The following is a 25,122-nucleotide window of genomic DNA, read 5'->3' on the forward strand; positions in this document are numbered from 1 at the left end:
GCCGGCCGGAAGCCCTCGTACTGGACGTACTTGGGCTTTCGGCCGGTGCGGCGAGAGTGCGTGCCGGGCGTCGCGACGGGGCGAACGTTGCCTGCCGGGGCGCTAGATCGGACAGCAGCTGGTGGAGCGGCTCGGCATCGAGCTGACCGTCTGCCCGCCCGACCTCGTGGTCGCCACCATGCCGGTGGAGGGCAACCGGCAGCCGATCGGGCTGCTGCACGGCGGCGCCAACGCGGTGCTCGCGGAGACGGTGGGTTCGATCGCGGCCTGGATGTACGCCGGCACGGACCGCACGATCGTCGGGGAGGAGTTGCCATGTACCCACCACGCGGGGTGCGCTCGGGGCTGGTCACCGCCACCTGCACGCCGCTGCACCTGGGGACGTCCTCGGCGACGTACGAGATCGTCATCACCGACGAGCGCGACCGGCGGACCTGCGCCATCCCTCCGGCACGCCGCAGACGGGGGAAGTAGATACCCCGGACGCTTTATTTCGAGTTCTGCCATATACGAGAATATTGATATGGCGCAAACTACAGCGGAACAACTGGCCGCAGGCCGACTCGGCCACACCATCAAGCGAGCCGAGCAGGCCCTGATCTCCCGCAAGACCCAGGCACTGCGGGAGTTCGACCTGACCGTGCCGCAGTACTCGATCCTGCTGCTGCTCTCCGTCTCCGACGGCATGTCGGCGGCGCAGCTGGCGCGCGAGTGCCTCGTCACCCCGCAGACGGTGGCCACCGTGCTGGCGAACCTCGAGAAGACCGGGCTCATCGCCCGCGAACCCTCCCAGTTGCATCAGAAGGTGGTCGTCAACCGCATCACACGATCCGGGAGGGCCGTGGCGAAGAAGGCCGACAAGGCGGCCCTTCAGGTGGAGGGGGCGCTCAACGCCGCCTTCGAGCCTGAGGAACGCGCCCGCTTCGAGGAGTATCTGGAGCGCGCGATCGCCACACTGGCCGAGCTCGGGTGAACACGGCACGGGTCCTGGGGCCCGTGCCGTATCGCTTTGCGTCTCCCCCGCAGCACAGGCGGGGGCTCCGACGACCTGTCTGCTCCAGGCCATGGGCCGCAGGTGGGACTGCCTTGCCGCGACCGGCAGTCTCTGGCAGGGGTGCTGAGGCTGGTCACGATCCGCAGCAGCCGCCCGCAGGCGGCTCATCGGCAGCCGCCGCGGCGCCGGCCGGTACGGAGGCCGGGGCGCTGACCTGGATCAACTGCGGTGCGGGGGTGCAGCATCCGCCGCCGGTCCGGTCGGACTCAGGTGCGTCGAACAGGCCGGCGCCGCCGCAGACCCCGGTCTCGGGGAGGGTGAGTTCGACCTTGTCGGCGGCCTCCAGATCGCCGGCGACGGCGGCGGCCACGGAGCGGACCTGCTCGTAGCCGGTCATCGCGAGGAAGGTCGGAGCACGGCCGTAGGACTTCATGCCAACCAGGTAGATCCCCTGCTCGGGATGGGACAGCTCGCGGTGGCCGTGCGGGTGGACGGTGCCGCAGGAGTGCTGGTTGGGGTCGATCAGCGGCGCGAGCGTCAGCGGCGCCTGGAGGCGCTCGTCCAGGCCGAGGCGGATCTCGGACAGGAAGGACAGGTCCGGGCGGAAGCCGGTCAGCACGATGACCTCGTCCACCCCGTCCAGTCGGCGGCCGTCCTCGGCGACCAGGACCAGGCGGCCGTCGCCATCACGCTCGACCGCCTCCGTGCGGAACCCGGTGACCGCGTCCGCGTGCCCCTCGTCGACAGCGGCCTTCGCCGCGAGCCCGAGAGCGCCGCGCGCGGGAAGCTGGTCGGCAGCCCCGCCGCCGAAGGTGGATCCGGAGATGCCGCGGCGCAGAATCCAGACCGCCTTCGTGCCGGCCCCGTCCTCGTCCTTGGCCAGATGGGCGAGGTAGGCGAGAGCGGTGAAGGCCGAGGCACCGGTGCCGATGACCGCCGTTCGCCGGCCCGCGAACCGGGCCCGGACAGCCGGGTCCTCGAGGTCGGGTACGCGGTAGGTGATGCGGTCGGCGGCCGCACGCTCGCCGAGCGCGGGCAGGCCGCTGCCGCCTGCGGGGCTGGGGGTGGTCCAGGTTCCGGATGCGTCGATGACCGACCTGGCGAACAGACGCTCCTCGCGGCCGTCGGCGTAGTCGATGTGGACGACGAACGGCTGCCGCTCACGGTCGGCATCCACGATCCGGTCGCGTCCCGCCCGGGAGACGCCGGTGACCCGGGCGCCCGTGCGGACACGATCACCGAGGACGTCGGCGAGGGGCTGGAGGTAGAGCTCGGCCCAGTCCCCGCCGGACGGGTAGGTGGCGGGGTCGGGGCGCGTCCAGCCGGTCGGGGCCAGGAGCTTTTCTGCGGCCGGGTCGACGACCTCGCCCCAGGTGGAGAAGAGCCGCACGTGCGACCACTCGCGCACGGCCGCCCCGGCGACCGGGCCCGCTTCCAGGACCAGCGGCTCGATGCCGCGTTCGACGAGATGAGCGGCTGCGGCCAGGCCCGCGGGACCGGCTCCGATCACGACGACGGGCAAGTCGGTGGTGGCAGCGGCGTTCACGATCGACTCCTCTTGTTTCGACATCTGTCGATGGCTTGCGCCGCCAGCATGGCACCTGTATCGATATACGTCAACATAGACATTCGTCGAATTCAGGAGTCCGCCCATGGAGCGGATCGAGGTTGCCGCGATCGGTGGCGGGGTGGAGTGGCAGCGCAGCCTGTCGTCGCATTCCCTGCGCGGCGTCGGCGGGGACGCCACGCGGGCGGCCCGCCGCCTGGCGGGCGCGCTCGCCGGAGACCGACCCTCCCGCGCCTGGTTCGACATGTGTCAACATAGACGTATGTCGAATGCCAAGCTGCTGCCGCTGCTCGAACCCGACGGCCAGGGCGTGGCGCCGTGCTGCCCGCCGCTCACCGAGCGCCCGTTCACCGCGGAGGAGGCCGAGACGGCCGCGCGGATGTTCAAGGCGCTGGGCGACCCGGTGCGGCTGCGCCTGTTCTCCGCCGTGGCTTCCCATGAGGGCGGCGAGGCGTGCGTGTGCGACATCTCCGACGTCGGAGTCTCCCAGCCGACCGTCTCCCACCACCTGAAGAAGCTCAAGGAAGCCGGTCTGCTGTCCTCCGAGCGGCGCGGCACCTGGGTGTACTACCGGGTCGAACCGTCGGTACTCGCCGCGATGGGCAAGCTGCTGACGATGGGGCCGGCCGCGGCCTGATCAGCGGCCGGGTACACCGCCACGTCTGCTCGGCCTGTGTGACCGTCGCGCCGACGGCCGCCGCGCGCGCCGATGAGGTTCTGGCCATCCGATGAGCAGTGATTGGCCGACGCCGACCGGACTGGATCAGTCGTGCGCAGGGCCCAGCGTGAGCTGGGCGCGGTGGAAGTCGTAGTGCCGGGTGGGGTAGCGATACAGATCCGCGCGCGTCATCCAGTCGCGGAAGAAAGGGTCCCAGCGGGGCGGATAGCGCATGCCGTGCCCGAGGGAGGCTGCGCTCTCGCGGTTCAGACGCCGGTGCAGGGAAGCGAGGGTGCGGTCCATCTTCGCTCCCATACGGCGGCGGTTGTAGTAGAGCGAGCCGAGCACGGAGCTGACGTAGTTGATGACGTGGAACGGTCGGGCCGCAGCGTCCAGCACACCGGCGAAGGCCCTGCCGACGGCGCGCGGCAGCTTGTCGAAGACTCCCGCCAGAGGCAGGAGCACGCGGACGAGCATGTAGCCGAAGAGCATGTGGAACAGCAGCTGCTCGTTGGTCCACCGTGTCCCATCCGTCGGACGGCTCAGATCGGCGGCGCTCGCCTCCGTGAGGAAGCGATGGAAGTCGGCCCGGACGCGTTCCAACTCGGCGTGGACGGACTGCCGGTCCAGCCGGCATCGCTCATCCATGGCTGCCACCTCGCCCCGCTCGCTTCTCGGATTCGGCTACGGTCAAACACCCGGGGGCACGATGTTCCTCGCTCTCCGGCTCCTGAGCCAGAAGCAGGCGCTACTGAAGCAGGCCGGCGATCGCACGAGCCGCCTCACGCGCGGTTCGGCCCACTCCTATGAGGGTGGCGGAGGCGGGTCCGGTCCAGTCGCCGTAGCCGAGCAGGTGCAGGCGCGGCTCGTCCGCCGCGCGCGTGCCCACGGTGGCGATGTGGCCGCGTCGGCCCCGCAGTTGGAGCGGGGCGAGGTGGGCGAGGGCAGGCCGGAAGCCGGTGCACCAGATGATCGCGTCGGCCTCGGCACGGGTTCCGTCGGCCCGTTCGACGCCGCCGGGGACGAGGCGGGTGAACATCGGGCTCGCCCTGAGCAGGCCTCGGTCGCGTGCTTCACGGACGGGCGCTACGGCGACGATGTCACCAAGGGAGGCGACGCCCCCGGTGTCCGTGCGTCCTTCGTCGAGTGCGCGGCGCCGGGCGGTGGCCGCGTCGAACAGAGCCCGCCCGTCGATGTCGTCGGCCAGGAAGCGCGGCGGACGCCGGGTGGCCCAGGTCAACTCGGTGTCGTGGGCGAGGTCGGCGGCGATCTGGGCTCCGGAGTTGCCGCCGCCCACCACGATCACACGCCGGCCGGCGAAGTCCTGCGGGCTGCGGTATTCGGCCGTGTGCAGCTGGCGGCCGCCGAAGACGTCACGTCCTCGGACCGCGGGCACGAAGGGGCGCCGCCATGTGCCGGACGCACTGACCACGGCACGGGCGCGCCAGATCCCGGAGTCGGTCTCCACACGCAGGAAGGGGCCGTCACGGTGGACACCGAGAACGCGTACCGGCCGCTCGACAGGCAACTCGTAGCGCTTTTCGTAGTCGGCGAGGTACTCCACCACGTGCTGCGCGTCGGGGTAGGTGGCACCGGCCTGCGCAGGCATGAGGCGGCCGGGCAGCGAGGAGTACGCGGGCGGTGAGAACAGGCGCAGGGAGTCCCAGGTGTGCTGCCAGGCACCACCGGCTGTGGTCCGGGCGTCGAGGATGACGAAGTCGACGCCGAGTCGGCGCAGGTGGTACCCGGCGGCCAGCCCGGACTGGCCGCCGCCGATCACCACCACCTGGGGCGTGCGCGTCACTCGGTGGCTTCCCGCCCGGCCTGGAAGATGAGAGCCACGAGCGCCAGCCCCACCACGGCGCCGATCAGCTGCATGGTGATGAAGCCCGCGACCGAGCCGGGTGCGATGCCGGCGAAGGTGTCGGTGAAGGCGCGGCCGATGGTCACCGCCGGGTTGGCGAAGGACGTGGACGAGGTGAACCAGTACGCGGCGCCGATGTAGGAGGCGACCGCGACAGGCGCGAAGCGCAGGCGGTCGGTGCGGGCCAGGCCGAAGATCAGCAGGATCAGGCCGGCCGTCGCGACCACCTCGCCGAGAAGAAGGTGTCCGGCGGAGCGGTCGTGCGTGGACCACTTCACCAGCGGCTCACCGAACATGGCATCGGCCAGGACGGCGCCAGCGATCGCACCGACGATCTGCGCGGGGACGTAGACGGCCAGCTCGCGCAGGCTCACGCCGGCGCCGCCCCGCCGGGCGGTCCACCACTCGGCCAGGGTGACGGCCGGGTTGAAGTGCGCGCCGGAGACTGGGCCGAGCAGGGCGATCAGGACGCCGAGGCCGAAGACGGTGGCCGTGGAGTTGGCCAGCAGCTGGAGGCCGACGTCCTTGGTCAGTTCGGTGGCCTGGATGCCGGAGCCGACCACGATCGCGACGAGTGCCGCCGTGCCGACCAGTTCGGCCGCTGCCTTGGCGAGCAGGAGTGGGTTCTGGCGCGGGGTGGCACCCTGGGCGGGCTGCGGCCCGGCGGCTGGAGCCGTGACGGACTGGCCGGCTCTGTCGTGCTCGGCGGCCTCGGTGGCGCTCAACAGGTCTCCTCGGTGCGTGCGGATGGTGACGGGACGCGGCGATGAACGGGCGCCGGATTCAAGGGCAGGACCGCTTGGTGTTGTTCTCGGCGGTGGCTCGCGCGGTCTCCGCAAGGCCGGCGAACTGACCGGCGAGCGAGGCGATGACGTCCGGCTTGAGCCGGTAGTAGGTGAAGCGGCCGCATGGCTCCGTCTCCACGACCCCGGCCTCGCGCAGCACCTTGAGGTGGTTGGAGAGGTTGGTCTGCTTGGCCCCCGTCTCCTCGATCAGGTGCGTGGTGCAGAGCGTCTCCTGGGCGAGCAGGGTGACGATCTGGAGGCGGAGCGGGTCCGCGAGAACCCGCAACAGATCAGTGTCGACTGACGTCAGCATGGACTGATACTGTCACATCAGCCGGGACTGATACCAGCCTGGGCTGATCCTTGGGCTCGCATCCCCGTACCCGTGAGGACCCATGCCCCGAAGGGGGTTCGCATGACCGCATCCCCACCCCCTGTCCTGCCCGACACCCGCCCCGTGCTGCCGGGCCGCCGCCACCTGGACCGGCTCGTCACCGATCCCGAGGGCGCCCCGGTCTCGGCCGTCCGGAGGATGCGCGACGAGATCGACGCCCACATCGCCGAACTGCTCGCCTCGCCGCCGAGCACCTGAAACCGACTCCCCCTTGGCTTTTTGATCCACTGACGAAGGAAGAACCCATGTCCTCCAGCCCGCTCGCCTCCGTGCTGTTCGTCTGCGTCCACAACGCCGGGCGCTCGCAGATGGCCGCCGGATTCCTCTCCCACCTCGCGGGCGACCGGATCGAGGTCCGCTCCGCCGGCTCCATCCCGGGCGACCAGGTCAACCCGGCCGCGGTAGAGGCGATGGAGGAGGCCGGAATCGACATTTCCGAGGCCAAGCCGAAGATCCTGACCACTGAGGCAGTCCAGGCGTCCGACTACGTCATCACCATGGGCTGCGGCGACGCCTGCCCGATCTTCCCCGGCAAGAAGTACCTGGACTGGGCCCTGGAAGACCCGGCCGGCAAGGGTGTCGAGGCCGTCCGGCCCATCCGCGACGAGATCAAGGCCCGCATCGAGGCCCTGATCGCCGAGATCGACGCCAAGCAGGAGGCGTGACCCCGGTGACCGGCACCGGGACCCGGTCGCGCTCGACCCAGTCGGCTGGGCCGGCGGGCAGCCCACCGAGGAGCTTCGCCGGGGCTGTAGGACCCTCATGGGGCTCGGGCTCGGCGTCGGCCTCGATTCACCGGAGGGCCTGTTCCGCCCGGACTGCCACAGCCTGTGCGATGCCGTTCAGGCGTATGCGCTGTCGCCGGGGACGGTGAGCCGGAAGCCGATGCCGCGGACGGTGGCGATCCAGGCCGGGTCGCCCAGCTTGCGGCGCAGCGCCGATACGTGCACGTCGAGTGTGCGAGTAGGGCCGAAGTAGTTCGGGTCCCACACCGCGTCGAGGATCTGCTGGCGGGAGTGCACGGCGCCGGGATCGCCGGCCAGTTGGGCCAGCAGATCGAATTCCTTCGGAGTGAGGGTGAGTGGGCGGCTGTTGATGCTGACGCCCCTGGTCCGCCGGTTGATGGTCAGCGGGCCGAGGTGCTGGTCGCCACGCCCCTCGGGGAGTTGCGCACGCGGGGAGCCTTGACGGGGCACTCCGGTCGTGGCGGTGCCGGTGTGCGGTGGGGCGTGTCTGTCGGGATGCGTGCGGCGGGTGACGGCTCGGATACGGGCCACCAACTCGCGTACACCGAAAGGCTTGGACAGGTAGTCGTCCGCTCCGACTTCCAGGCCGACGACGCGGTCCGCCTCCTCGCTGCGTGCGGTGATCATGATGATGGGGACAGCGGAGCGGGCGCGCAGGGCCCGGCAGACGTCGATGCCGTCCATGTCGGGCAGCCCGAGGTCCAGAAGGACGAGGTCGGCGGTGGAGGCCGACAGAGCGCAGGCCCCGGATTTCACGTGGTCGACAGCGAAGCCGTAGCGGTCCAGCCCTTCCATGATGGGGCCGGCGATCCGGTCGTCGTCCTCGACGAGGAGGAGTCGCATGCTCTCCGGTGTGGGGTCGGCCGGGAGGACCTGCTCGCCCCCTGCGGTACACGCGGGATCGGTGTTCGTCGTCATGGGTGTGTCCGTGATTGTTCGTGGTGCGTGGAAATATCGGAGCAGGCCTACGGTGGCCCGGCGTTCACTGTTGCCAGTCGAATACGGCAAGCGGGTGTCCGGTGGGGACGGGTGGCACCCCGTCCTGTCTTCCCCACATCGCCGACCGGTGACGCCGCGGATGGGCGGTGCGGTGTGCGCCGGCGGTCCTGAGGCGGACAACGGCATCGAGCCCCCCGCCGGAAGCGGCCCGCAAGGTCACCTCGCCGCCGGAGGCACGGGCCAGCTGCTGCACGATGGGCAGGCCGAGCCCGGTGCCTTCATGGTCGGCGTCGTTCGCCCGCCAGAAGCGGTCGAAGGCGCGTCGCTGCTGTTCCTCGGTCATGCCCGGACCCTGGTCGATCACGTGCAGTTCGACGGTTGCGGGCACACCGCTCGCCCAGGCGGTGGCCAAGGTGATCGTGGTTCCGGGTGGCGAGACCCGCAGCGCGTTGGAGAGCAGGTTGTCGATGATCTGCTCCAGGGCGTCGGGGATGGCCCACACCCGGCCGGTCCTCGGCCCGGCCACGACTATGTCCACGTAATGCTCGCCGGCGAAGGCCGCCCACACGGCCGCGCGGTCGGCGATGACGGAGTCCAGGTCGGTGGCCTCCGGTGTGGTCGCCGCGTTCTCCAACCGGGCCAGGGCAAGCAGACCGTGCACCATGCGACCGAGCCGCTCCACCTCGCCCACCGCCTCGTCGAGGCTGGGTTGTGCCCGTGGGTCGAGATAGGGCTCGAAGTTCTCCAGCCGCAGCCGCAGCGCGGTCAGTGGGGTCTTCAGCTGGTGGGACGCCTCCGAGGCGAAGGCGTGCTGGGCTTTGAGCAGATGCTGCAGCCGGGTCGCGGTGCGGACGAAGCTGGAGGCCAGGCGCCGCAGCTCGGGGGGCCCGAGGTCGGTGGCGGGCAGGTCCTTCAGGGTGCCGTCGGCGAGCTGCGTCGTGGCGTGCTCCAGAGCCCGCACCGGGCGGGTGATCCAGCGGGCCAGCGCGAGGGCTATCAGCGCGACGGCCGCCAGCACCCCCAGTCCCACGGCCGCCAGTGCCAGCCAGGCGTCATGAACCTTGGACGTCACCGCGGTGAGGGGAAAGGACGCCTGTACGACGCATCGGACCGTGCTGCCCGAGGCGCCCGGCACAGTGGCGAAGAAGACGTCTTCACCCAGGGCCGGATCCTGCCGGGTGCCCGAACTGGACCGGTTGGCCAGAGCGGTTGCGATGTCCGGCTGCGCGGACAGGTCCGTACCGGTGGCCACCATGTTGCGTGAGTCGATGAGCAGCCTTCCTTTGCTGTCCACCACCACGACATGGCTGTGGGTGCGCCGGGCGAAGCTCGCCACCTGTTCGGGGACGTCGGTGGCGCTCCGCCGTTCGACCTTCTCCTCCAGCACCTCTGCGAGCATGACCGCGGCCTGCCGCCCGTTGCCGGTGAACCGGGACATCTCCCCGCGGGCGTAGACGTAACCGAACGGCACCTCCAGGCACAGCAGTACCAGCAGCGTGAGACTGAGATAGCTGAGCAGGAGGCGGCGGGTCACCGGTCACCTCCTCGGACGTTCTCTTCGACCTGCCTGGTGGCTGCCGCGTCGGCGGGTGGCGTGAGCCGGAATCCTACGCCGCGGATGTTGTCGATCCAGGCGGGATCACCGAGTTTGCGGCGAAGTGCGGCGACGTGGACGTCCAGGGTCTTGGTGGGGCCGAAGTAGTTCGGTTCCCACACGGTGTCCAGGATCTGCTGGCGCGTGCGGACTGCGCCGGGATCGTCGGCGAGGTAGGCGAGCAGGTCGAACTCCTTGGGCGCGAGGGCGACGGAGGTCCGGTGCAGGTGGACCTGGCGGCCCCGCCGGTCGATGGCCAGTGGGCCGATCTGCTGGGCCTTGGCCACCGCATCCGGTGGGTCGCCTCCCGCAGCCGGGCCGGCCGAAGCCGGCTCGGCTGCAGCGGGTCCGGCACGCCGGAAGACGGCGCGGATCCGCGCGACCAGTTCCCGGACTCCGAACGGTTTGGAGAGGTAGTCGTCGGCCCCCAACTCCAGACCGAGAACCCGGTCGACCTCGTCGCTTCTCGCGCTGATCATGATGATGGGCACCTGGGAGCGCATGCGGAGCGTCCGGCAGACATCGATGCCGTCCATGTCGGGCAGTCCCAGATCCAGCAGCACCATCTCCGCTTCCGCCGCGGCGAGTCCCTCGGCGCCGGTACGGGCGTGCTCGACGGTGAACCCGAAACGGCTCAAGCCCTCCATCAGCGGGCTGGCGACCCGATCGTCGTCCTCGATCAGTAAGAGGCGCATGAATTACTTTCGGCGAACCTGAACAACCGTATTCCTTAACTGTCTCCTGTCTGTCATTGACCCTATGGGCCTTGCTACAGCAAAACGTCAGTGAAATGACAGCGTCAGGCAAGCAGACTGTTAAGAAAGTACAGCGCGGGCCTCGGCACCCAGCAACCGCTTCCCGGCCGGGCAGCAGCCCGGCGCAGCCGCTCCGTTCGCCGAGGCGGGCAACACGGGACATGCGGCCAATTGTCCGCCGACAGTTCCATTTTTCGGCACGGCGGAGCGGACGGAATGCTGGATCGATTCTGGTACCAGCCTTCCTTTTCTCTGGCGATCGGTTAACTAACGATCCCGTAACGTTGCCGGCAGCTGATCGCGGACGGCGCTCGCATTCGCGCTTTCTTTCCGCCTCCGCAGCCTCCCCCTTGCTTTCCTATGCCACGGGACGGTGAAACATGCCGTACAGCAGCACGATCGACGAACTGCGCCGCGTACGCCCCGATCTGGTCGAGCCCTTCAGAGCCGCGCTGTCCGGTGCGCGTGCCACGGTGCTCGGCCGGCTCTGGGGCGCATTCACCCGCGAACGCCTCCCGGGTATCGCCGACCTCGACCACGACGCAGACACCCTCGTCATCCGCCTCACGGGCGGCGGGCGGCTCACGGGCCCAGCCTCCGCGGCCGAACGATTCGCCCCGGTCCCCGCCGACTTCACCGTGCAGGGCCCCGACGGCCCGATCGACGAGCCGACCCGGCTCCTCTCCGTCCTCGGCGCCCAGACGGCGGCTGCGTCACGTCTGGGCGCCGAGCTCGACAACAGCATCGCCAACCTGGCCCTGGCCCGCGCGGCGAACCACGAGCCGCACGAGGTACGGGACTCCGCCGACGCCGAACAGGCCGTGGTCGACGGCCACCCGCAGCACCCCTGCTGCCGCACGCGCACCGGACTGTCCGTCGCCGAGGTGCTCGCCTACGCACCCGAGCACCACCCCGTCATCGAGCTGGCGCTCGTCGCCGTACCGGCCGACCGCTGGCAGGCCATCGGTGACTGGCCGCAAGAGCTGCGCGACGGCGACACCGTCCTGATGCCGATACACCCCTGGCAGCGCGACCACGTGCTCGCCCACCAGCCCGGCCTTGCGGTCGTCGACCGTACGATCGCCGCCCGCCCGCTGCTGTCGATGCGGACCATGTCCCCCCTCGACGCCCTGCCCGGCTGCCACATCAAGACGGCGCTGGACGTGCAGGTCACCAACTACCGGCGCACCATCTCCCCGGCCGAGGTGGCCGACGGATCCCCCCTGTCCGAGCTGGTCACCGCCGTCGTCGACAAGGCCGGCCACGGCGAGAGCCTGCGCATCCTGCGCGAACTCGCCGGCGGCGCCGTCCGCGTGGACGGCAAGCCCTCGGCGAGCCTGGCGGCGATGATCCGTGAGGCCGCCGAACGGCACCTCGGCCCGGAGGAGATCGCCGTCCCGCTCACCGCCGTCCATGCCACCGGGGCCCGCATGGTGAGCGGCGACCCGGTCACCTGGCTGGCGGAGTTCGCCGGACTCGTCCTGCCGCCCGCGCTGACGCTTTTGTCCATGGGCGTGGCCCTGGAAGCCCACGGCCAGAACACGCTCGTCGCGCTGCGCGACGGACGCCCGGTGCGGGTGCTCTACCGCGACCTGGACGGCGTGCGCATCCACCCGGAGCGGCTCGCCCGCCACGGCTTCTCGCTTCCGCCGCTGGCCGGCACCCGAGCCGGGAACGACGAGACGGCGCTGCGCACCAAGCTGTTCGGCGGCCTGCTCAGTGGCGTCTTCAGCGAGCTGGTCTCCGTCTTGTCACGGACGCGCGGCGCCGACCCCGAGCAGCTGTGGGCAGCGGTGGCCGCCGTCGGCCGCCGCGTCTACGCCGACCTTCCCGGTGCGGGCGGAGACCGCGAGGTGTTCTTCGGCGACACGGTGCCGCTGAAGGCGACCATCGCGATGCGCCTGGCCGAAGCCTCCGGTGTCGCCCAGTGGACTCCCGTCCCCAACCCCCTGGCCCGCCACCGCTGACAGCCCGTCTCCGACCGCCGGGCCCGGCCGGCCTCCCCGCACATCTTCCTGCACCGACTGGAGTACTTCCGCATGACCGTCCCCAGCACCACCGGCGCCGTTCTCGCCGCAACCGACAGTCCCGCCCAGGTCGCCGACGCCGTCACCGCCCACACCCTGCTCAACTGCCTGATCCGCGAGGTCTCCGCGCCCGAGCGCCAGGTCACGGTCGACCAGGACCACCTGCGGTTGTGGCTGCCCCGCCGCGACGTACTGCTCCGCGTCCCCCTGCGCCGTATGTCTCTGATCGGCGCGCACCGCTTCGACGGCCCGCTCAAGCGGTACGACGGCGGGGACTGGTCTCCGGTCGGGTGGCGGGAGCTCGCCAAATACATCCAGGACGAACTGGAACTGCGTACCGGCGTCGCCAACGACGAGTTCCTGGCCCAGGTCACCGACAGCCGGAACACCATCCACACCGTCCTGGAGCAGCGTGCCACGGCGGCCCTGCCCAAGGACCCGTACCTGGAGTCCGAGCAGTCCCTGGTCTTCGGTCACCGTTTCCACCCCTCGCCCAAGTCGCGCACCGGCGACCCTGAGGACTGGCTGGACTACGGCCCCGAGACAGGCACCCGGTTCCCTCTGCGCTACCTCGCCGTCCACCGGCGTCTGGTGCGCGAGGAAGGTGACCTGAGCAGGCTCGACGCGCTTCATCCCTACGGGCGAAGGGATTACGTGACCCTGCCGGTGCACCCGTGGCAGTACCGGATGCTCGGCGACCACCCCGCCCTGCGCGAGGCCCTGGCCGCAGGCTCGATCGTCGACACGGGCGTCGTGGGCCCGGACTTCGCCCCCACCGCCTCGGTGCGGACCTTGTACCAGCCGGACGCCGACACGTTCCTGAAGTTCAGCCTCGACGTCCGCCTGACCAACTGTGTCCGCAAGAACGCGGCCTACGAGCTGGCGGGCGCCGTAGCCCTCAACCGGCTCCTGGGCCCCGTCTTCGCCGACATCAGCCGGGCTCATGCCGGAAGCTCGTTGCTCGCCGAGCCGGGTTACCGCACCCTCGCCCTCGACGACGACCTCTCCCTCGTGGAGGGCTTCGGCGTCATCGTCCGCACCGGCCTGCGCGAACACCTGCTTCCCGGCGTGACCCCACTGCTGGCCGCCGCGATCGCCGACGAGCACCCCACCAGCTCGGCCCACGTCTCCCGCCTCCTGGCCCGCGGCGACGGCGATGCGCTCGCCTGGTGGGACGCCTATCTCGGCCTGCTGCTGCCCCCCGTCCTGACCGCCTACTTCGAGCACGGCATCGTCCTCGAACCCCACCTCCAGAACGTCGTCGTCGGAGTGAGCGGCAACGGCACCCCCGCCCAGATGATCTTCCGCGACCTGGAGGGAACCAAGCTCGTCCCCGAACCCCACCGCCGGTTCCTCGCCGCCCTGCCCGAGGACGTGCGCACTCCAATGACGTACGACGCCGAGCGCGGCTGGAACCGGGTGGCCTACTGCCTCCTGGTCAACCACACCGCCGAAGTCCTCGCCGCCCTCGCCGACACCGACCCCGCCCTGGAACCCGCCCTGTGGGGCCTGGTCCGCGACCACCTCGATGCCTACTCCCGCAGTGCGGGTGAGCCGCCCCGGCTGCGCGCCCTGCTCTCGGGCGTACCGCTGCCCGCCAAGGCCAACCTGCTGCTGCGCTGGTCCCGGCAGGCCGACCGGCACGCCGGCTACGTCCCGCTGCCCAGCCCGCTGGGCGAGGGCTTCCCCCGCGAGGTGACCCGGTGAGGCAGCAACTTCTCCAGTACGTCGCCGAGCTGGGCGCGGAAGACCTCCCCGCCTACGTCTACGACCTGCGGGACCTGCGCGAGCACGTGGCCGCCGTCCGTGCCGCCCTGCCCGAGCGTGCCGAGTTCTTCTACGCGGCCAAGGCCAACTCGGACCCCCGGCTCCTGGACGTCCTGCGCGACCACGTCGACGGCTTCGAGGTCGCCTCCGGCGGCGAACTCCACCACGTCCATGTCACCTGTCCAGGTGCGCCGATCGCCTTCGGCGGCCCCGGCAAGACACCCGGCGAACTCGAACAGGCCCTCCAGGCCGGAGTGGACCGCCTGCACATCGAGAGCGAACAAGAGCTCCACCTGCTCACCGGCATGCTCGGTGGGCGCACCATGGACGTCCTGCTCCGGGTGAACCTCCCGATCGCCCTCGGCCCGGTGGCCTTGGCCATGGGCGGCCTGCCCAGCCCCTTCGGCCTGGACCCCGGCCACCTCGACCGTTGCCTCGCCCTCATCGCCGACGATCCCCGCATCCGGCTGCGCGGCATCCACGTCCACCTCGCCAGCGGCCTCGACGCCGCCGCACACCTCGACCTCGCCGGCCAGGTCCTGACCTGGGCGAAGGAGTGGGCGGACCAGCACGGCGTGGAGCTGACCGAGGTCAACCTCGGCGGTGGCATGGGGGTCGACTACGCCAGTCCCGACCGGCGCTTCGACTGGGCGGCCTTCGGCGCCGGCCTGCGCCGCCTGCTGGAGGGCCATCCCGGCCTGACCCTGCGCATCGAACCGGGCCGCTCGGTCACCGTGTACTGCGGCTGGTACGTCACCGAAGTCCTCGACATCAAACACAGCCACGGCCGCGCCTTCGCCGTCCTGCGCGGCGGCACTCATCACCTGCGCACGCCGGCCACCAAACAGCACAACCAGCCGTTCACCACGATCCCCGTCGACACCTGGGACCGGCCCTGGAAGCGCCCCGAAACAGCGGACGAACTCGTCACGCTGGTCGGGCAGTTGTGCACGCCCAAGGACGTCTTGGCCCGCAGCGTGCACGTAGGACGGCTGCGCGTCGGCGACAGGATCGCCTTCGCCCTGGCCGGTGCGTACGCCTGGAACATCTCCCACCACGAGTTCCTGATGCACCCCGCGCCGCAGTTCCATCACCTCGACCACGCTCCCGTCCCCGCCGGACCCCTCTCGTAGAAGGCCATGAGCAAGCACCGCCGTGTCCGCAGCAGCGACAGGACGCAGACCCTCCGCGCCCGACTTGCCGCCCTCAACGTGGGCGGCCGGCACCGCAGGATCCGCAGGGGCGGAAGGCGACGGGCCCCGAGCGAAGCACTCGCCACGCTCGGGGCCCGCAACTTCCGCCGCTACCTGATCGGGCAGCTCGTCTCCAACATCGGCACCTGGATGCAGCGCGCCGCCCAGGACCTGCTGGTCCTCCAGCTCACCGGCAACAGCGGCAGCGCCGTCGGCGTACTCACCGCCCTGCAGTTCCTGCCGCAGACCCTCTTCGGTCTCTCCGGGGGCGTCTTCGCCGACCGGTTCGCCAAACGCCGCCTGCTGATCGTCACGCAGTCCGCCATGGGAGTGCAGTCGCTCGTGCTGGGCGTACTGACGGTCACCGGCGCGGTGAACCTGTGGGCCGTGTACCTGCTCGCCTTCCTGCTGGGCACGGCCACGGCGCTGGACAGCCCGGCCCGCAACGCCTTCGTCTCCGAACTCGTCGGCAAGGAGCGCCTGGCCAACGCCGTTGGCCTGAACTCCGCGCAGTTCAATGTCGCCCGCGCGATCGGCCCGGCCGTGGCGGGCCTGGCGGTCGCCGCCGCGGGTACCGGACCCGTCTTCCTGGTCAACGCGGCCTCGTACCTCGCCGTCCTCTACGGCCTGATCGCCATCCGCGCCGACGAACTCCACGCGCCCAAGAAGAAGAACCACGGAGACACGCGCCTGTCAGACGTCTTCCGAACCATCCGGGCCACCCCCGAACTGCTGCTGCCGATCACGGTCATCGCCTTCGTCGGCACTTTCGGCTTCAACTTCCAGGTCACCATCTCCCTGATCGCCATAACGGTCTTCAACTCAGGTTCCGCCGCCTACGGTTACCTGTCCGCTGCCTACGCCATCGGCAGCCTCGTCGGCGCGCTCAGAGGAGCCGGCAAGCGAAAACCTCCCACCGCCCGCCGCCTGGTCACCGCCACGGTCGTCTTCGGAGCCCTGGAGGCCCTGGCCGGTCTCATGCCCGGTTACGCCACCTTCCTGCTCGTACTCCTGCCCACCGGGCTGGCCTCGGTGACCGTGATGACCACGGCCAACGCCATGACCCAGCTGAACGCCGACCCGAGCATGCGCGGCCGCGTCGTCTCCGTCTATCTGCTCGTCCTGCTCGGCGGCACCCCGGTCGGCGCCCCTCTGGTCGGCCTCGTCTCCGACTCCCTCGGCGCCCGCTTCAGCCTCGTCCTCGGCGGCGCGATCTCCGCCGTGGCCGCCATCGGCCTGTCGGCCGTGATCACCGCACGCTCACGCACCACGCGTGAGAGCACCCCGCTCACCGCGGTCGCGTCACCGCCGCCGATAGCCATCGACGGCCGCTTCCACCCCGACTCCGCCCCACAGCCCGCGGCACGCCGGCCGGCGGCCTGATGCGAGACGGATTCAGCGGCGCACCTTCTGGCATCGGTGGCGGAACTTTGGACATCTGCTGTGCTTCCGCTCTCCGTCTGCTGGGCCGGCTCTCGACAGCGTCTTCCTAGGGTCGTTGTCGTCCCCCGGTGGTCCGGCTCCCTGGATCACCGCATCCCCGAATCCCCGAAATCCGGAGACAAGTTCATGCGTGCTCTGCCCCGCCGTGCCCTTCTCGCCGCTCCCGCCGCCGTGCTGATGTTCGCCCTCGCCGCATGCGGTGGCGGTTCCGAATCCGGTTCCGGTTCCGGCAGTTCGAAGCCGGACACCCAGCAGACAGCCCAGGGCACAGGAGGCGCCGATGCAGCGGGCGAGGCTGCCGGCGACACCGACGACAAGAAGGAACCGCCGCTGACCGGCGACATCAAGCAGAAGGCGGAGGCGGCGGCCATCGCCGTCCACCCGGGCACGGTGATCAAGTCCGAGGAGGACGCGGAGAAGCCCGGTATGTACGCGGTGGAAGTGAAGAAGGAGGACGGCACATCGGTCGAGGTCTACCTGGACAAGTCCTTCAAGGTCACCGGCACCAAGCAGGAAGGCACCGAGAAGACGGAGAACGACGGCTGAGACGCGCGGGTCGACCGGCCGGAGGGGAGAAACAGGTGCCGAGCGAGCACGAGAACGCCACCGCGCCACTGTCGGACGCCGAGGTGACGGTGATCCTGGGGCGGCGACACGGTCACCCCCACCCCGAACCCCGGAAGCGCCGCCCAGATCTCGGCGCCCAGGTCACCCGGCTCACCGTCCCTCCCGCCGGACGCGACGCTCCCCGCTCGACCGTCCGGTGCCGGGGTGAACGAGGCCACCCCGCCTGCGCGGACCGCTCTGCCGCCCGTCACCAGTGCCCGCGGTGACGACGACCACGGGGAGGAGGAGCAGGGACGCGAGGACGCAGACCACGCCGACGGCTGACTCCCCACGGTCGGCCTCGTCTCCACCCCGCTCCCGCCGCCGGCCGGTCCCGCTCTCCCGTGCCGACCGGCCGGGCCGCCCCCGCGCCCGCTCACCGTCCCGTACACCTCCCAGGTCCCAGGCGGCTTCCCATGAACAGCCCAACTCCCCTGGCACAGCTGTGCGAGCCTTGCGCCATGCGGCTCCTGCTCATCGAAGACGACGACCGAATCGCCGGCCCGCTCACCGAAGGGCTCGGCCGGTACGGATTCACCGTGGACCATGTCCGCACCGGTGCCGCCGGACTCGCCGGCACCGACGGCTCCCCGGACCTGGTCCTGCTCGACCTCGGCCTGCCCGACATGGACGGCCTCGACGTCTGCCGCAGCCTGCGCGCCCGCTCCGCCGTACCGATCATCATGATCACCGCCCGGGGCGAGGAGGCCGACCGCATCGTCGGCCTCGAACTCGGAGCCGACGACTACCTCGCCAAGCCCTTCGGTGTAAGGGAGTTGGTGGCCCGGATCCGAGCGGTCACCCGCCGCACCAGCGGCGCCCTGCCCTTCCCCGCACCCATGCACCAGGCAGCGCCCGAGGCTCCCGGACCGCAGCTGCTCGGCTCCCTGGAGCTCAACCGCCGCACCCGCCAGGTCCACCTGAGCGGAGCCGAAGTACCGCTCACACCCCGTGAGTTCGACCTGCTGGCCTACCTCGCCGAGGACCCCGGAACGGTCCACTCACGGCAGCAGATCATGGACACGGTGTGGGACCCCCACTTCTTCGGCCCCACCAAGACCCTCGACGCCCACGTCGCCGCGCTGCGCCGCAAGCTCGGCGACCCGGCCTGGATCACCACGGCTCGCGGTGTCGGCTTCCGCCTCACCGTCCCCGGCCACGACGCGGAACCCAGGGCGGCCGGATGACCCGACGCCTGCTGCTCAGCTACCTCGCCCTGGCGATCCTCGTACTGGCCGGACTGGAGCTGCCACTCGGCTTGATCTACGCCCGCGGAGAGACCTCCCGCGCCTCCCAGAGCGTCGAACGCGACGCCTCCATGCTCGCCGAGGTCACCGAGGAGAACATCGAGAAGGGCAACTTCGACGCCCTGCCCGACGTCGTCGGCGACTACGCCACCCGCACCGGCGGCCGTGTCGTCGTCACCGACCGGCGAGGCCTCGTCCTGGCCGACTCCGACCCGTCCGGCCGTACGGGAATCAGCATCGCCGCCCAGCCGGACATCGCCCGCGCCCTGCGCAACCAGCCGACCGTGACCGCCGGAGACGACATGCTCTCGGCCACCATGCCGGGCTCCTCCGGTACGACGATCCGGGGCACCCTGCGCGTGACCTACCCCATGGCCGAGGTCAACGCCCGTGTCCACCGCATCTGGGGCGCCCTCGCCCTGGCCGGAGCCTGCATCCTCGCCGCCGTCGCCCTGGCCGCCTTCACCCTCGCCCGCTGGATCACCCGCCCCCTGCGCACCCTGGAAGCGGCCACCGCCCAGCTGGCCGACGGCCGGCTCACCAACCCACCGGACACCACCTCCGGCCCTCCCGAACTACGCACCCTCGCCGCCTCCTTCACCCACACGGCCACCCGCCTGCAACACCTGCTCGAGGCCCAGCAGGCGTTCGCCTCCGAGGCCTCCCACCAGCTGAAAACCCCGCTGACCGCACTGCGCCTGCGCCTGGAGAACTTCGAGCCCTACCTCGACCCGCGCGCCCACGGCAGCCTGGAGGAGGCCGTCGGCGAGGTCGAACGCCTCGGCCGCATGGTGCAGGGCCTGCTCGCCCTGGCCCGCCTGGAGAACAGCGCCACCACCCCGGAACCGGTCGACCTGGACACCGTCATCGCCGACCGCGTCGCGATGTGGGAGTCACTGGCCGCCGAACAGTACGTAGTCCTCTCCGTCACCGGCCGCCCCGCCGGCCGGGTCTGGGCGATCCCCGGGGCGCTGGACCAGATCATCGACAACCTGGTCGCCAACGCACTGCGCGTCTCCCCGCCCGGCACGACCATCACCCTCCACCGCACGCCCGACGCCGAGCTCCATGTCATCGACCAGGGCCCCGGCATGCCCGAGAGCGACCGCGTCCGCGCCTTCGACCGCTTCTGGCGCGCCTCCGACTCCCACCACGACGGCACCGGCCTGGGTCTGCCCATAGTCCGCCACCTCGTCCACGCCTCGGGCGGCGACATAGGCCTGCGCCCGGCCCCGGGCACCGGCCTGGACGCAGCGGTGCGGCTGCGCCCGGTGACCGGCGCGCACCTGGGGCGAGGATGCCCATCACGAACAGGCCGATGACGGCAATCCCCAGCAGCACCCGATGGACGACGAACGGCATGAAGCCGTTGCAGAAGTGGCCGTCCATGAAGGCGAGGAGTTGTACCGGGACAGAGAAACGGGCCCCGGCCCGTTACGAGGCACGAAGTGGCTGGATCACCGCAGCCGGTGGCCACTTGTTGCTCAAAGTAATGCCGCAAGGCAACGCCAGATGACATCATCTGCGGTACTCGCGGCAGCCCCCTCGCTGTAGGCCTGCAGCGAGGGGGCTGGGCGCACACGCCGAGGGGGAGCCCGGCTCGCCCTCTGCTCGCCTGCGACGGTCCTACCTGTCCATGCACGACTTGGGGCCGTTCATGACCTGGTACCACCACAGCTGGCTCGCCGGTTACGCGTTACCGGCCGCCCTCAGCGCCGGCCTTGCGTGGATCGGCTTAGCCCGCCATTCCGCCGGCAAGGGCCGGCTGCTGGGCAGCTGGAGATCCGCCGGCCTGACGCTCCTGGTTCTCGCTCTGACAGGCGCAGTCGGGATCGCCGCCGGGCTGGCGCTTCCGCACCTGGCGAAGCTGCCTCCGATCGCCGCGGGCCTGGCCACCGGGGTCACGACCATGCCGCGCAAGAGACAGGACGATACGACTCAGCCCTACGTCAAGTTCATGACACTGGGCATTGCCTGGTTCAGGGAACGACTCGAGTACCGCATGCAGCTGGACGCTCGCCGCTGGTGTGACCGGTTCATGGACGGCTTCGAGAAGTCGACGCAGCTCCGTGTGTTCGTACACGAACTCAAGAACTACCTGGTGGACCGGCATCCCCCGCTCGCCAAAGCGGTCACCAACCTCTTCGACGCAGCCGACAAGGCCATGATCAACGCGCTTGAGGTGCAGACGAAGACAGATGAGGCCCGCCGTGAAATCCACATCGCCTGGATGCGGGAGCCGACCGACGAAGAGGTCTATCAGTGCCGCAGTGCTTTCGGTGAAGCCAGCAACCGCTGCGGAGACCTGTTGCTGTACGCCTACGTGCACGGCCGCCGGACGGAACACGCCGACCTCGAGGCACTGCGTACCAAGGCACTGTCCAACGATGCCTTCCACAGTTCTGCGCTGCCTCAGCAACGGCGACGGTTCAGCCTCCGCCGCAACCGCCCCTAGTGGCGGCAGCCGACCTCACCAGAAGCCCGCAAGTCCCTGGTCGGCAGCCGGACAGGCTCATCGATGCGTAGGGATGCCACTTCCACGCAAGGGCGATGACTCTCCGCTGCTCACAGATGGCCCCTCTGCGGTGTCTGGGCGGCGGGGAGAAAACCTGATCTCGACGTCGGCACCCAGCGCTTCCGCTGCCGCAGCCAACGTACGCACCGTCAGATTTGCGTCACCCGACATGATCTGACTGACTCGACCAGGGCTGACACCCATGGCCTTGGCAAGGTCCGAACGTGTCTTTCCCAGCCCTGACAACAAGCCCGCGAGAGAAGCTGTTGCCTGTCGCGCCAACTGAGCGCCGGCTAACTCGGCGTTACTCTCACTGCGAGCGAAGAAGCTCATGGCATGACCCCCAACTCATGTAACGGCAGCGGATGTTGCCGCTGTCTCAAGGATGCCACCTTTAGGTCTAGCTAAACACTCGGTTCCCGCAAAATCCCCCGGCACGACGGCGCACATCGCTCCGTCAGTGTGCCTGTGACCTGCGACTATGAGCTTCGCGCGGCATCCGAACCGTGACTGGTTCAACATCACCCCAATGGGGGTGTGCGGTAACTCCAACCGGCGATCCGTCGCCCCCGCTCTGAGCAAGTCAGAAGAGCCGCAGGGAGCTGTAGGAAGAGACCGGCCGGCGACCGCGTCCACGGGCGCCGTGCACCGTGCACCGTGCACCGTGCACCGTGCACCGTGCACCCGGAGATTGCGGCCAGGGTCGGGCCAGCTGTGACGATGCCGATGAAGCGCCGGAACACCCCGCATGTCACTGCCGGGTGACGCCAAGCCGCAGGACGCCCCCGCGCAGACCGGTTCCCGCTCCGCACTCCCGGCCATCGCTCGGGCTGGTGCCGCGGTCGCCGTCGGCGCAGGCGCCGTTTCGTGGTGCGCCGCGGCAAGGCCGGCACCGAGGCCTGATCCTCCGCCTACTCGGCCCGGTGGGCGCTCCGAAGGGACGGAGCGGCCACTGCTTGAACCCGCATGCGGGTGACTGGGGGAGCGAAGAGAGCCCACCGGGCGGGCAGCGTGCCGACCAGCGCGGTGGTCGGGGCGTGGCGAATGGTCGTCTCCGGGTGGGGATCGCCGCATGCTGGACCCGAGGCGGGTGAGCCCGGGAGGTTCCATGGAATGGCTGGTCACGTTCATCGGCGTGGCGGTGGTGCTGATCATTCTGCGGGACGTGTTCCACACCCTGTGGCACCCCACCCGGCACGGGGGCCTGAGCAGGGTCGTCATGTCGCTGTTGTGGCGGCTGTCCACCCGGGGCCGCGAGAGCAGCAGGACCGCTGGGCTGGCCGGGCCTGTCGGCATGGTGACCGTGGTGGCCACGTGGGCCTGCGCCGTGGCCGTGGGCTGGGCCCTGGTGTACTGGCCGCACATGCCGGAAGCGTTCTCCTACTCCGGCACGCTGGAGCCGTCCGAGCACTCCGGGCCGGTGGACGCCCTGTACCTCTCACTGGTGACCGTCGCCACGCTCGGCCTCGGCGACATCGCGCCCTCCGCCGACTGGCTGCGCATCGTCGCACCGCTGGAGGCGCTGGTCGGCTTCGCGTTGTTGACCGCCACCGTCTCCTGGATCCTCGGCATCTATCCGGCTCTGGCCCGGCGACGGGCGCTTGCACTGCGCATCTCCCAGCTGCGCCGCGCCGATCCGACGGCCGGGCAACCGGCCTCCGACGTGGGGGCCGCTGCCCTCGGCCAACTCGCTGCCGACATCGCACGTACCTGCGTGGACTTCCTCCAGTACCCCGAGTCCTACTACTTCCACGACGGACCCGGTGACATCTCGCTGGCGTTGACCCTCGGGTACGCAGCCGACCTCGCCGAGCGGGCAAGGCGAACAGAGCGCCCGGACGCCCGGAGCGCCGCGGCCGTGCTCGCCGCCGCTCTCGACGACCTCGCCACTGTGCTCGACCAGCGCTTCCTGCACACCGGAGGCACGCGGCAGCGGATCCTGGCCGCCTACGCCCGCGACCACGGGAGCCCCTGAGCGAGCCCGGGACGGCGAGCCGGCCCGGGGCTCGTATGTGTCGTTGCCGGCGGTCGGCCGGCCCTGTGCTGAGGTCAGAACGGGCCGTGGAGACTGCCGAGTCGGTCGGTCAGACGCAGGTTCTCGGAGTAGTCGACGGGGCAGGCGATCACGGAGACCGTGTCGTCGTCGAGGGCGCGGCGCAGCACGGGCAGGAGTTGGTCGGCGGCTTCGATCGCGTAACCACGGGCGCCGAAGCTTTCGGCGTAGGCGACCAGGTCCGGGTTGGTGAACCGGGTGTGGCTGTGGCGGCCGATCTCGAGTTCCATCTTCCAGGTGATCAGGCCGTATTCCTCGTCGACCAGGACCAGGACGACCAGCGGGATGTGTTCGCGGACGGCGGTCTCCAGTTCCTGGGAGTTCATCAGGAACGAGCCGTCGCCCATCATCGCCAGCACGCGCCGGTCCGGCCGTGCCAGCTTCGCGGCGATCGCGCCCGGCAGGGCGAACCCCATGGTCGACAGACCGTTGGAGACCAGGCACGTGTCCGGTTCGTAGGTGGGGTAGAGGCGGGACATCCACATTTTCCCGGCGCCGGTGTCGGCGAGGACGATGTCGTGGCGGTCCAGCGCGGTACGCACGTCGGCCACAGCGCGCTGCGGCACCAGCGGGAATGCCTCGCTGTCGCGCCCGTACTGGAGCTCTTCGTCGAGCAGCGTCCGGATCTTCTCGTTGCTCCCGAAGTCGTAGGTGAGTCCGTCGGGCAGTGCTGCCGCGAGTGCGTCCAGCGCTTGTGAGGGGTCGCCCTCGACGCCCACCGCGACCGGGTAGTGGGCGTCCACCTCGGCAGGGAAGCGGTGCACGTGGACGATCCGCTTGTCGCCGTTCGGGTTGATCTTGACCGGGTCGAACTCCTGGATCTCGTAGCCCACGCAGATCAGCACGTCGGCCGTGTCGAAGCCGAAGTTGCTGTAGTCGTGCCGCATGAATCCGACCGCGCCGAGAGCGCCCGGGTGGTCGTCGGGGAAGACACCCTTGCCGTGAAAGGCGTGCTCTACAGCCTGCAGCACCTGGGATACCATCCCGCCCCAGGCGGACGCCGGTTGGATCGGCGAGGCGGGCCCCGGCCCCTCCTACCTCGACCCCGGATCGGGCGGCCCGGAGAACGACTTCACCAACCGCAACACCACCTTCATGACCTGGAACCTGCTGCACCTGGCCCGGGCGTTGAAAGACCTCGGTGGCATCCCCGCCTACGGCAACCAGCGCACCGCCTGGGACGCCGGCTGCCGCCGCGACTACGAAAACCCTGAGCACCGGTAGGACGGCCAAGCAGGCCGAGACGTAAGGGAATCGCCGAAAATCGTCCTCGGCGCCGGCTATGCCGGGGCCTACGTGGCCGGGACCCTGGCCCGTCGGCTGTCCCCGGCGGACACCGAGATCACCGTGGTCAACGCCGAGCCGGACTTCGTCCAGCGGCTGCGGCTGCGGCTGCGGCTGCGGCTGCGGCTGCACCAGCTCGCGGCCGGCCAGGAGATCGAGGCTCCACAGCTCGCCGACGTCTTCGTGGGCACGGGGATACGGCTGCGCCTGGCCCGCGTCACCGCCGTCGACCCCGAGCGCCAGGCCGTCGCCGTGGCCGACGCCGACGGCGGCGGCGAGCTCGGCTACGACACGCTTCTCTACGCGCTCGGCAGCCACGCCGCCGGCCACGGCGTCCCCGGCGTGGCCGAGCACGCCTTCGACGTCACCGGCCGGCCCTCCGCGCTGCGCCTGCGCGAGCGCCTGGACAGCCTGGGCAGGCGGGACGAAGGCGGAAGGGTGCTGGTCGTCGGCGACGGGCTGACCGGCATCGAGACCGCCACCGAGATCGCGGAATCCCGGCCCGGCCTGTCGGTGACGCTGGTCGCCCGCGGCGAGCTGGGCGCCCGGCTCTCCGCCGGAGCCCGCAGCCACCTGCGCCAGGCCTGCGAGCGGCTGGGCATCACGTCCTGTGGAGCGCTGGTCGTCAGCCGCCTCATCGGAAAGATCGTTTCCCACGCCGTGCCCTCAGTTTTCCCGCGGCCCAGGCCAG

The 25,122-nt window shown here is 70.4% G+C and carries 23 protein-coding genes and 3 pseudogenes; 16 read left to right on the forward strand and 10 right to left on the reverse strand.

Features of this window, described 5'->3' with window-relative positions:
- Positions 1-106 precede the first annotated feature (106 nt).
- Together ACWC5O_RS27700 and ACWC5O_RS27705 are read left to right on the forward strand one after the other, a co-directional pair.
- A pseudogene (locus ACWC5O_RS27700) lies at positions 107-474 on the forward strand (hotdog fold thioesterase).
- 49 nt (positions 475-523) lie between these two features.
- On the forward strand, positions 524-973 hold the full coding sequence (locus tag ACWC5O_RS27705) for a MarR family winged helix-turn-helix transcriptional regulator (protein WP_450589995.1): 450 nt from the start codon (positions 524-526) through the stop codon (positions 971-973).
- A gap of 154 nt (positions 974-1,127) precedes the next feature.
- Here ACWC5O_RS27705 and ACWC5O_RS27710 read toward each other — a convergent pair whose 3' ends face one another.
- Positions 1,128-2,540: an NAD(P)-binding domain-containing protein gene (locus ACWC5O_RS27710; protein WP_450589994.1), complete on the reverse strand. Its 1,413-nt coding sequence runs from the start codon at positions 2,538-2,540 to the stop codon at positions 1,128-1,130.
- Between the two features lie 283 nt (positions 2,541-2,823).
- Between ACWC5O_RS27710 and ACWC5O_RS27715 the strand changes: the two genes are divergently transcribed.
- Positions 2,824-3,198 (forward strand): ArsR/SmtB family transcription factor, encoded by a 375-nt coding sequence (locus tag ACWC5O_RS27715; RefSeq protein ID WP_450589999.1) that lies wholly within the window; start codon positions 2,824-2,826, stop codon positions 3,196-3,198.
- 126 nt (positions 3,199-3,324) lie between these two features.
- Here the strand turns inward: ACWC5O_RS27715 and ACWC5O_RS27720 are convergent, their stop codons facing one another.
- From ACWC5O_RS27720 to ACWC5O_RS27735, 4 genes are all read right to left on the reverse strand, one after another.
- Positions 3,325-3,867 (reverse strand): DinB family protein, encoded by a 543-nt coding sequence (locus ACWC5O_RS27720; protein WP_450589993.1) that lies wholly within the window; start codon positions 3,865-3,867, stop codon positions 3,325-3,327.
- Between the two features lie 100 nt (positions 3,868-3,967).
- Positions 3,968-5,023 carry an ArsO family NAD(P)H-dependent flavin-containing monooxygenase gene (locus ACWC5O_RS27725; RefSeq protein WP_450589992.1) on the reverse strand — a complete coding sequence of 352 codons (1,056 nt, stop codon included), beginning with the start codon at positions 5,021-5,023 and terminating at the stop codon, positions 3,968-3,970.
- Positions 5,020-5,808, reverse strand: a complete 789-nt coding sequence (locus tag ACWC5O_RS27730; protein WP_450589991.1) for an aquaporin — start codon at positions 5,806-5,808, stop codon at positions 5,020-5,022. Before ACWC5O_RS27730 ends, ACWC5O_RS27725 begins: the two co-directional genes overlap by 4 nt.
- Before the next feature lie 58 nt (positions 5,809-5,866).
- Complete coding sequence (locus tag ACWC5O_RS27735) at positions 5,867-6,181, reverse strand: ArsR/SmtB family transcription factor (RefSeq protein WP_450589990.1); 315 nt, start codon at positions 6,179-6,181, stop codon at positions 5,867-5,869.
- A gap of 102 nt (positions 6,182-6,283) precedes the next feature.
- Between ACWC5O_RS27735 and ACWC5O_RS27740 the strand changes: the two genes are divergently transcribed.
- Both ACWC5O_RS27740 and ACWC5O_RS27745 read left to right on the forward strand, forming a co-directional pair.
- Entirely contained in the window at positions 6,284-6,460 is a 177-nt protein-coding gene (locus ACWC5O_RS27740) for a hypothetical protein (protein ID WP_450589989.1), read from the forward strand.
- Between the two features lie 47 nt (positions 6,461-6,507).
- On the forward strand, positions 6,508-6,927 hold the full coding sequence (locus ACWC5O_RS27745; RefSeq protein WP_450589988.1) for an arsenate reductase ArsC: 420 nt from the start codon (positions 6,508-6,510) through the stop codon (positions 6,925-6,927).
- Between the two features lie 177 nt (positions 6,928-7,104).
- On the opposite strand, the gene ACWC5O_RS27750 is transcribed toward ACWC5O_RS27745, so the two are convergent.
- From ACWC5O_RS27750 to ACWC5O_RS27760, 3 genes are all read right to left on the reverse strand, one after another.
- The gene (locus tag ACWC5O_RS27750; protein ID WP_450589998.1) at positions 7,105-7,851 is read right to left on the reverse strand and encodes a response regulator transcription factor; all 747 of its coding nucleotides are present in this window, start codon (positions 7,849-7,851) and stop codon (positions 7,105-7,107) included.
- Between the two features lie 139 nt (positions 7,852-7,990).
- Positions 7,991-9,481, reverse strand: a complete 1,491-nt coding sequence (locus ACWC5O_RS27755; protein ID WP_450589987.1) for a sensor histidine kinase — start codon at positions 9,479-9,481, stop codon at positions 7,991-7,993.
- Positions 9,478-10,236: a response regulator transcription factor gene (locus ACWC5O_RS27760; protein WP_450589986.1), complete on the reverse strand. Its 759-nt coding sequence runs from the start codon at positions 10,234-10,236 to the stop codon at positions 9,478-9,480. Before ACWC5O_RS27760 ends, ACWC5O_RS27755 begins: the two co-directional genes overlap by 4 nt.
- Positions 10,237-10,676: 440 nt before the next feature.
- Between ACWC5O_RS27760 and ACWC5O_RS27765 the strand changes: the two genes are divergently transcribed.
- The 8 genes from ACWC5O_RS27765 (at position 10,677) to ACWC5O_RS27800 (ending at position 21,034) form a co-directional block, all read left to right on the forward strand.
- On the forward strand, positions 10,677-12,263 hold the full coding sequence (locus ACWC5O_RS27765) for an IucA/IucC family protein (RefSeq protein WP_450589985.1): 1,587 nt from the start codon (positions 10,677-10,679) through the stop codon (positions 12,261-12,263).
- Between the two features lie 72 nt (positions 12,264-12,335).
- A complete protein-coding gene (locus ACWC5O_RS27770; protein ID WP_450589984.1) occupies positions 12,336-14,030 on the forward strand; it encodes an IucA/IucC family protein in 1,695 nt (564 codons plus the stop codon).
- The gene (locus ACWC5O_RS27775; RefSeq protein ID WP_450589983.1) at positions 14,027-15,223 is read left to right on the forward strand and encodes a type III PLP-dependent enzyme; all 1,197 of its coding nucleotides are present in this window, start codon (positions 14,027-14,029) and stop codon (positions 15,221-15,223) included. The genes ACWC5O_RS27770 and ACWC5O_RS27775 overlap by 4 nt, the downstream gene beginning before the upstream one ends.
- Positions 15,224-15,229: 6 nt before the next feature.
- Positions 15,230-16,666: an MFS transporter gene (locus ACWC5O_RS27780; RefSeq protein ID WP_450589982.1), complete on the forward strand. Its 1,437-nt coding sequence runs from the start codon at positions 15,230-15,232 to the stop codon at positions 16,664-16,666.
- Positions 16,667-16,852: 186 nt separating this feature from the next.
- Entirely contained in the window at positions 16,853-17,272 is a 420-nt protein-coding gene (locus tag ACWC5O_RS27785) for a PepSY domain-containing protein (protein ID WP_450589981.1), read from the forward strand.
- A 521-nt stretch (positions 17,273-17,793) separates the two neighbouring features.
- Entirely contained in the window at positions 17,794-18,519 is a 726-nt protein-coding gene (locus ACWC5O_RS27790) for a response regulator transcription factor (protein WP_450589980.1), read from the forward strand.
- A complete protein-coding gene (locus ACWC5O_RS27795; protein ID WP_450589979.1) occupies positions 18,516-19,901 on the forward strand; it encodes a sensor histidine kinase in 1,386 nt (461 codons plus the stop codon). The genes ACWC5O_RS27790 and ACWC5O_RS27795 overlap by 4 nt, the downstream gene beginning before the upstream one ends.
- Before the next feature lie 335 nt (positions 19,902-20,236).
- Positions 20,237-21,034 (forward strand): hypothetical protein, encoded by a 798-nt coding sequence (locus ACWC5O_RS27800; protein WP_450589978.1) that lies wholly within the window; start codon positions 20,237-20,239, stop codon positions 21,032-21,034.
- A gap of 57 nt (positions 21,035-21,091) precedes the next feature.
- Here the strand turns inward: ACWC5O_RS27800 and ACWC5O_RS27805 are convergent, their stop codons facing one another.
- Entirely contained in the window at positions 21,092-21,427 is a 336-nt protein-coding gene (locus tag ACWC5O_RS27805; protein ID WP_450589977.1) for a helix-turn-helix domain-containing protein, read from the reverse strand.
- Positions 21,428-22,202: 775 nt separating this feature from the next.
- On the opposite strand from ACWC5O_RS27805, the gene ACWC5O_RS27810 reads away from it, so the two are divergent.
- Positions 22,203-23,069 carry a potassium channel family protein gene (locus ACWC5O_RS27810; protein WP_450589976.1) on the forward strand — a complete coding sequence of 289 codons (867 nt, stop codon included), beginning with the start codon at positions 22,203-22,205 and terminating at the stop codon, positions 23,067-23,069.
- A 74-nt stretch (positions 23,070-23,143) separates the two neighbouring features.
- On the opposite strand, the gene ACWC5O_RS27815 is transcribed toward ACWC5O_RS27810, so the two are convergent.
- Positions 23,144-24,118 (reverse strand): thiamine pyrophosphate-dependent enzyme, encoded by a 975-nt coding sequence (locus ACWC5O_RS27815; protein ID WP_450589975.1) that lies wholly within the window; start codon positions 24,116-24,118, stop codon positions 23,144-23,146.
- Between ACWC5O_RS27815 and ACWC5O_RS27820 the strand changes: the two are divergent.
- Both ACWC5O_RS27820 and ACWC5O_RS27825 read left to right on the forward strand, forming a co-directional pair.
- A pseudogene (locus ACWC5O_RS27820) lies at positions 24,098-24,371 on the forward strand (flavodoxin family protein); the annotation flags it as partial. The gene ACWC5O_RS27815 and the pseudogene ACWC5O_RS27820 overlap by 21 nt on opposite strands.
- 39 nt (positions 24,372-24,410) lie before the next feature.
- Positions 24,411-25,037, forward strand: a pseudogene (locus tag ACWC5O_RS27825) (FAD-dependent oxidoreductase); the annotation flags it as partial.
- Positions 25,038-25,122 lie beyond the last annotated feature (85 nt).

This window comes from Streptomyces sp. NPDC001450, from assembly GCF_053597295.1.

What these genes read in the sequence shown, in the direction of transcription:
- ACWC5O_RS27705 (WP_450589995.1), top strand. Translation starts at nt 524, where the DNA reads ATGGCGCAAACTACAGCGGAACAACTGGCCGCAGGCCGACTCGGCCAC.
- ACWC5O_RS27715 (WP_450589999.1), top strand. Translation starts at nt 2,824, where the DNA reads ATGTCGAATGCCAAGCTGCTGCCGCTGCTCGAACCCGACGGCCAGGGC.
- ACWC5O_RS27720 (WP_450589993.1), bottom strand. Translation starts at nt 3,867, where the DNA reads ATGGATGAGCGATGCCGGCTGGACCGGCAGTCCGTCCACGCCGAGTTG.
- ACWC5O_RS27735 (WP_450589990.1), bottom strand. Translation starts at nt 6,181, where the DNA reads ATGCTGACGTCAGTCGACACTGATCTGTTGCGGGTTCTCGCGGACCCG.
- ACWC5O_RS27740 (WP_450589989.1), top strand. Translation starts at nt 6,284, where the DNA reads ATGACCGCATCCCCACCCCCTGTCCTGCCCGACACCCGCCCCGTGCTG.
- ACWC5O_RS27745 (WP_450589988.1), top strand. Translation starts at nt 6,508, where the DNA reads ATGTCCTCCAGCCCGCTCGCCTCCGTGCTGTTCGTCTGCGTCCACAAC.
- ACWC5O_RS27750 (WP_450589998.1), bottom strand. Translation starts at nt 7,851, where the DNA reads ATGCGACTCCTCCTCGTCGAGGACGACGACCGGATCGCCGGCCCCATC.
- ACWC5O_RS27760 (WP_450589986.1), bottom strand. Translation starts at nt 10,236, where the DNA reads ATGCGCCTCTTACTGATCGAGGACGACGATCGGGTCGCCAGCCCGCTG.
- ACWC5O_RS27765 (WP_450589985.1), top strand. Translation starts at nt 10,677, where the DNA reads ATGCCGTACAGCAGCACGATCGACGAACTGCGCCGCGTACGCCCCGAT.
- ACWC5O_RS27770 (WP_450589984.1), top strand. Translation starts at nt 12,336, where the DNA reads ATGACCGTCCCCAGCACCACCGGCGCCGTTCTCGCCGCAACCGACAGT.
- ACWC5O_RS27780 (WP_450589982.1), top strand. Translation starts at nt 15,230, where the DNA reads ATGAGCAAGCACCGCCGTGTCCGCAGCAGCGACAGGACGCAGACCCTC.
- ACWC5O_RS27785 (WP_450589981.1), top strand. Translation starts at nt 16,853, where the DNA reads ATGCGTGCTCTGCCCCGCCGTGCCCTTCTCGCCGCTCCCGCCGCCGTG.
- ACWC5O_RS27790 (WP_450589980.1), top strand. Translation starts at nt 17,794, where the DNA reads ATGCGGCTCCTGCTCATCGAAGACGACGACCGAATCGCCGGCCCGCTC.
- ACWC5O_RS27795 (WP_450589979.1), top strand. Translation starts at nt 18,516, where the DNA reads ATGACCCGACGCCTGCTGCTCAGCTACCTCGCCCTGGCGATCCTCGTA.
- ACWC5O_RS27800 (WP_450589978.1), top strand. Translation starts at nt 20,237, where the DNA reads ATGACCTGGTACCACCACAGCTGGCTCGCCGGTTACGCGTTACCGGCC.
- ACWC5O_RS27805 (WP_450589977.1), bottom strand. Translation starts at nt 21,427, where the DNA reads ATGAGCTTCTTCGCTCGCAGTGAGAGTAACGCCGAGTTAGCCGGCGCT.
- ACWC5O_RS27810 (WP_450589976.1), top strand. Translation starts at nt 22,203, where the DNA reads ATGGAATGGCTGGTCACGTTCATCGGCGTGGCGGTGGTGCTGATCATT.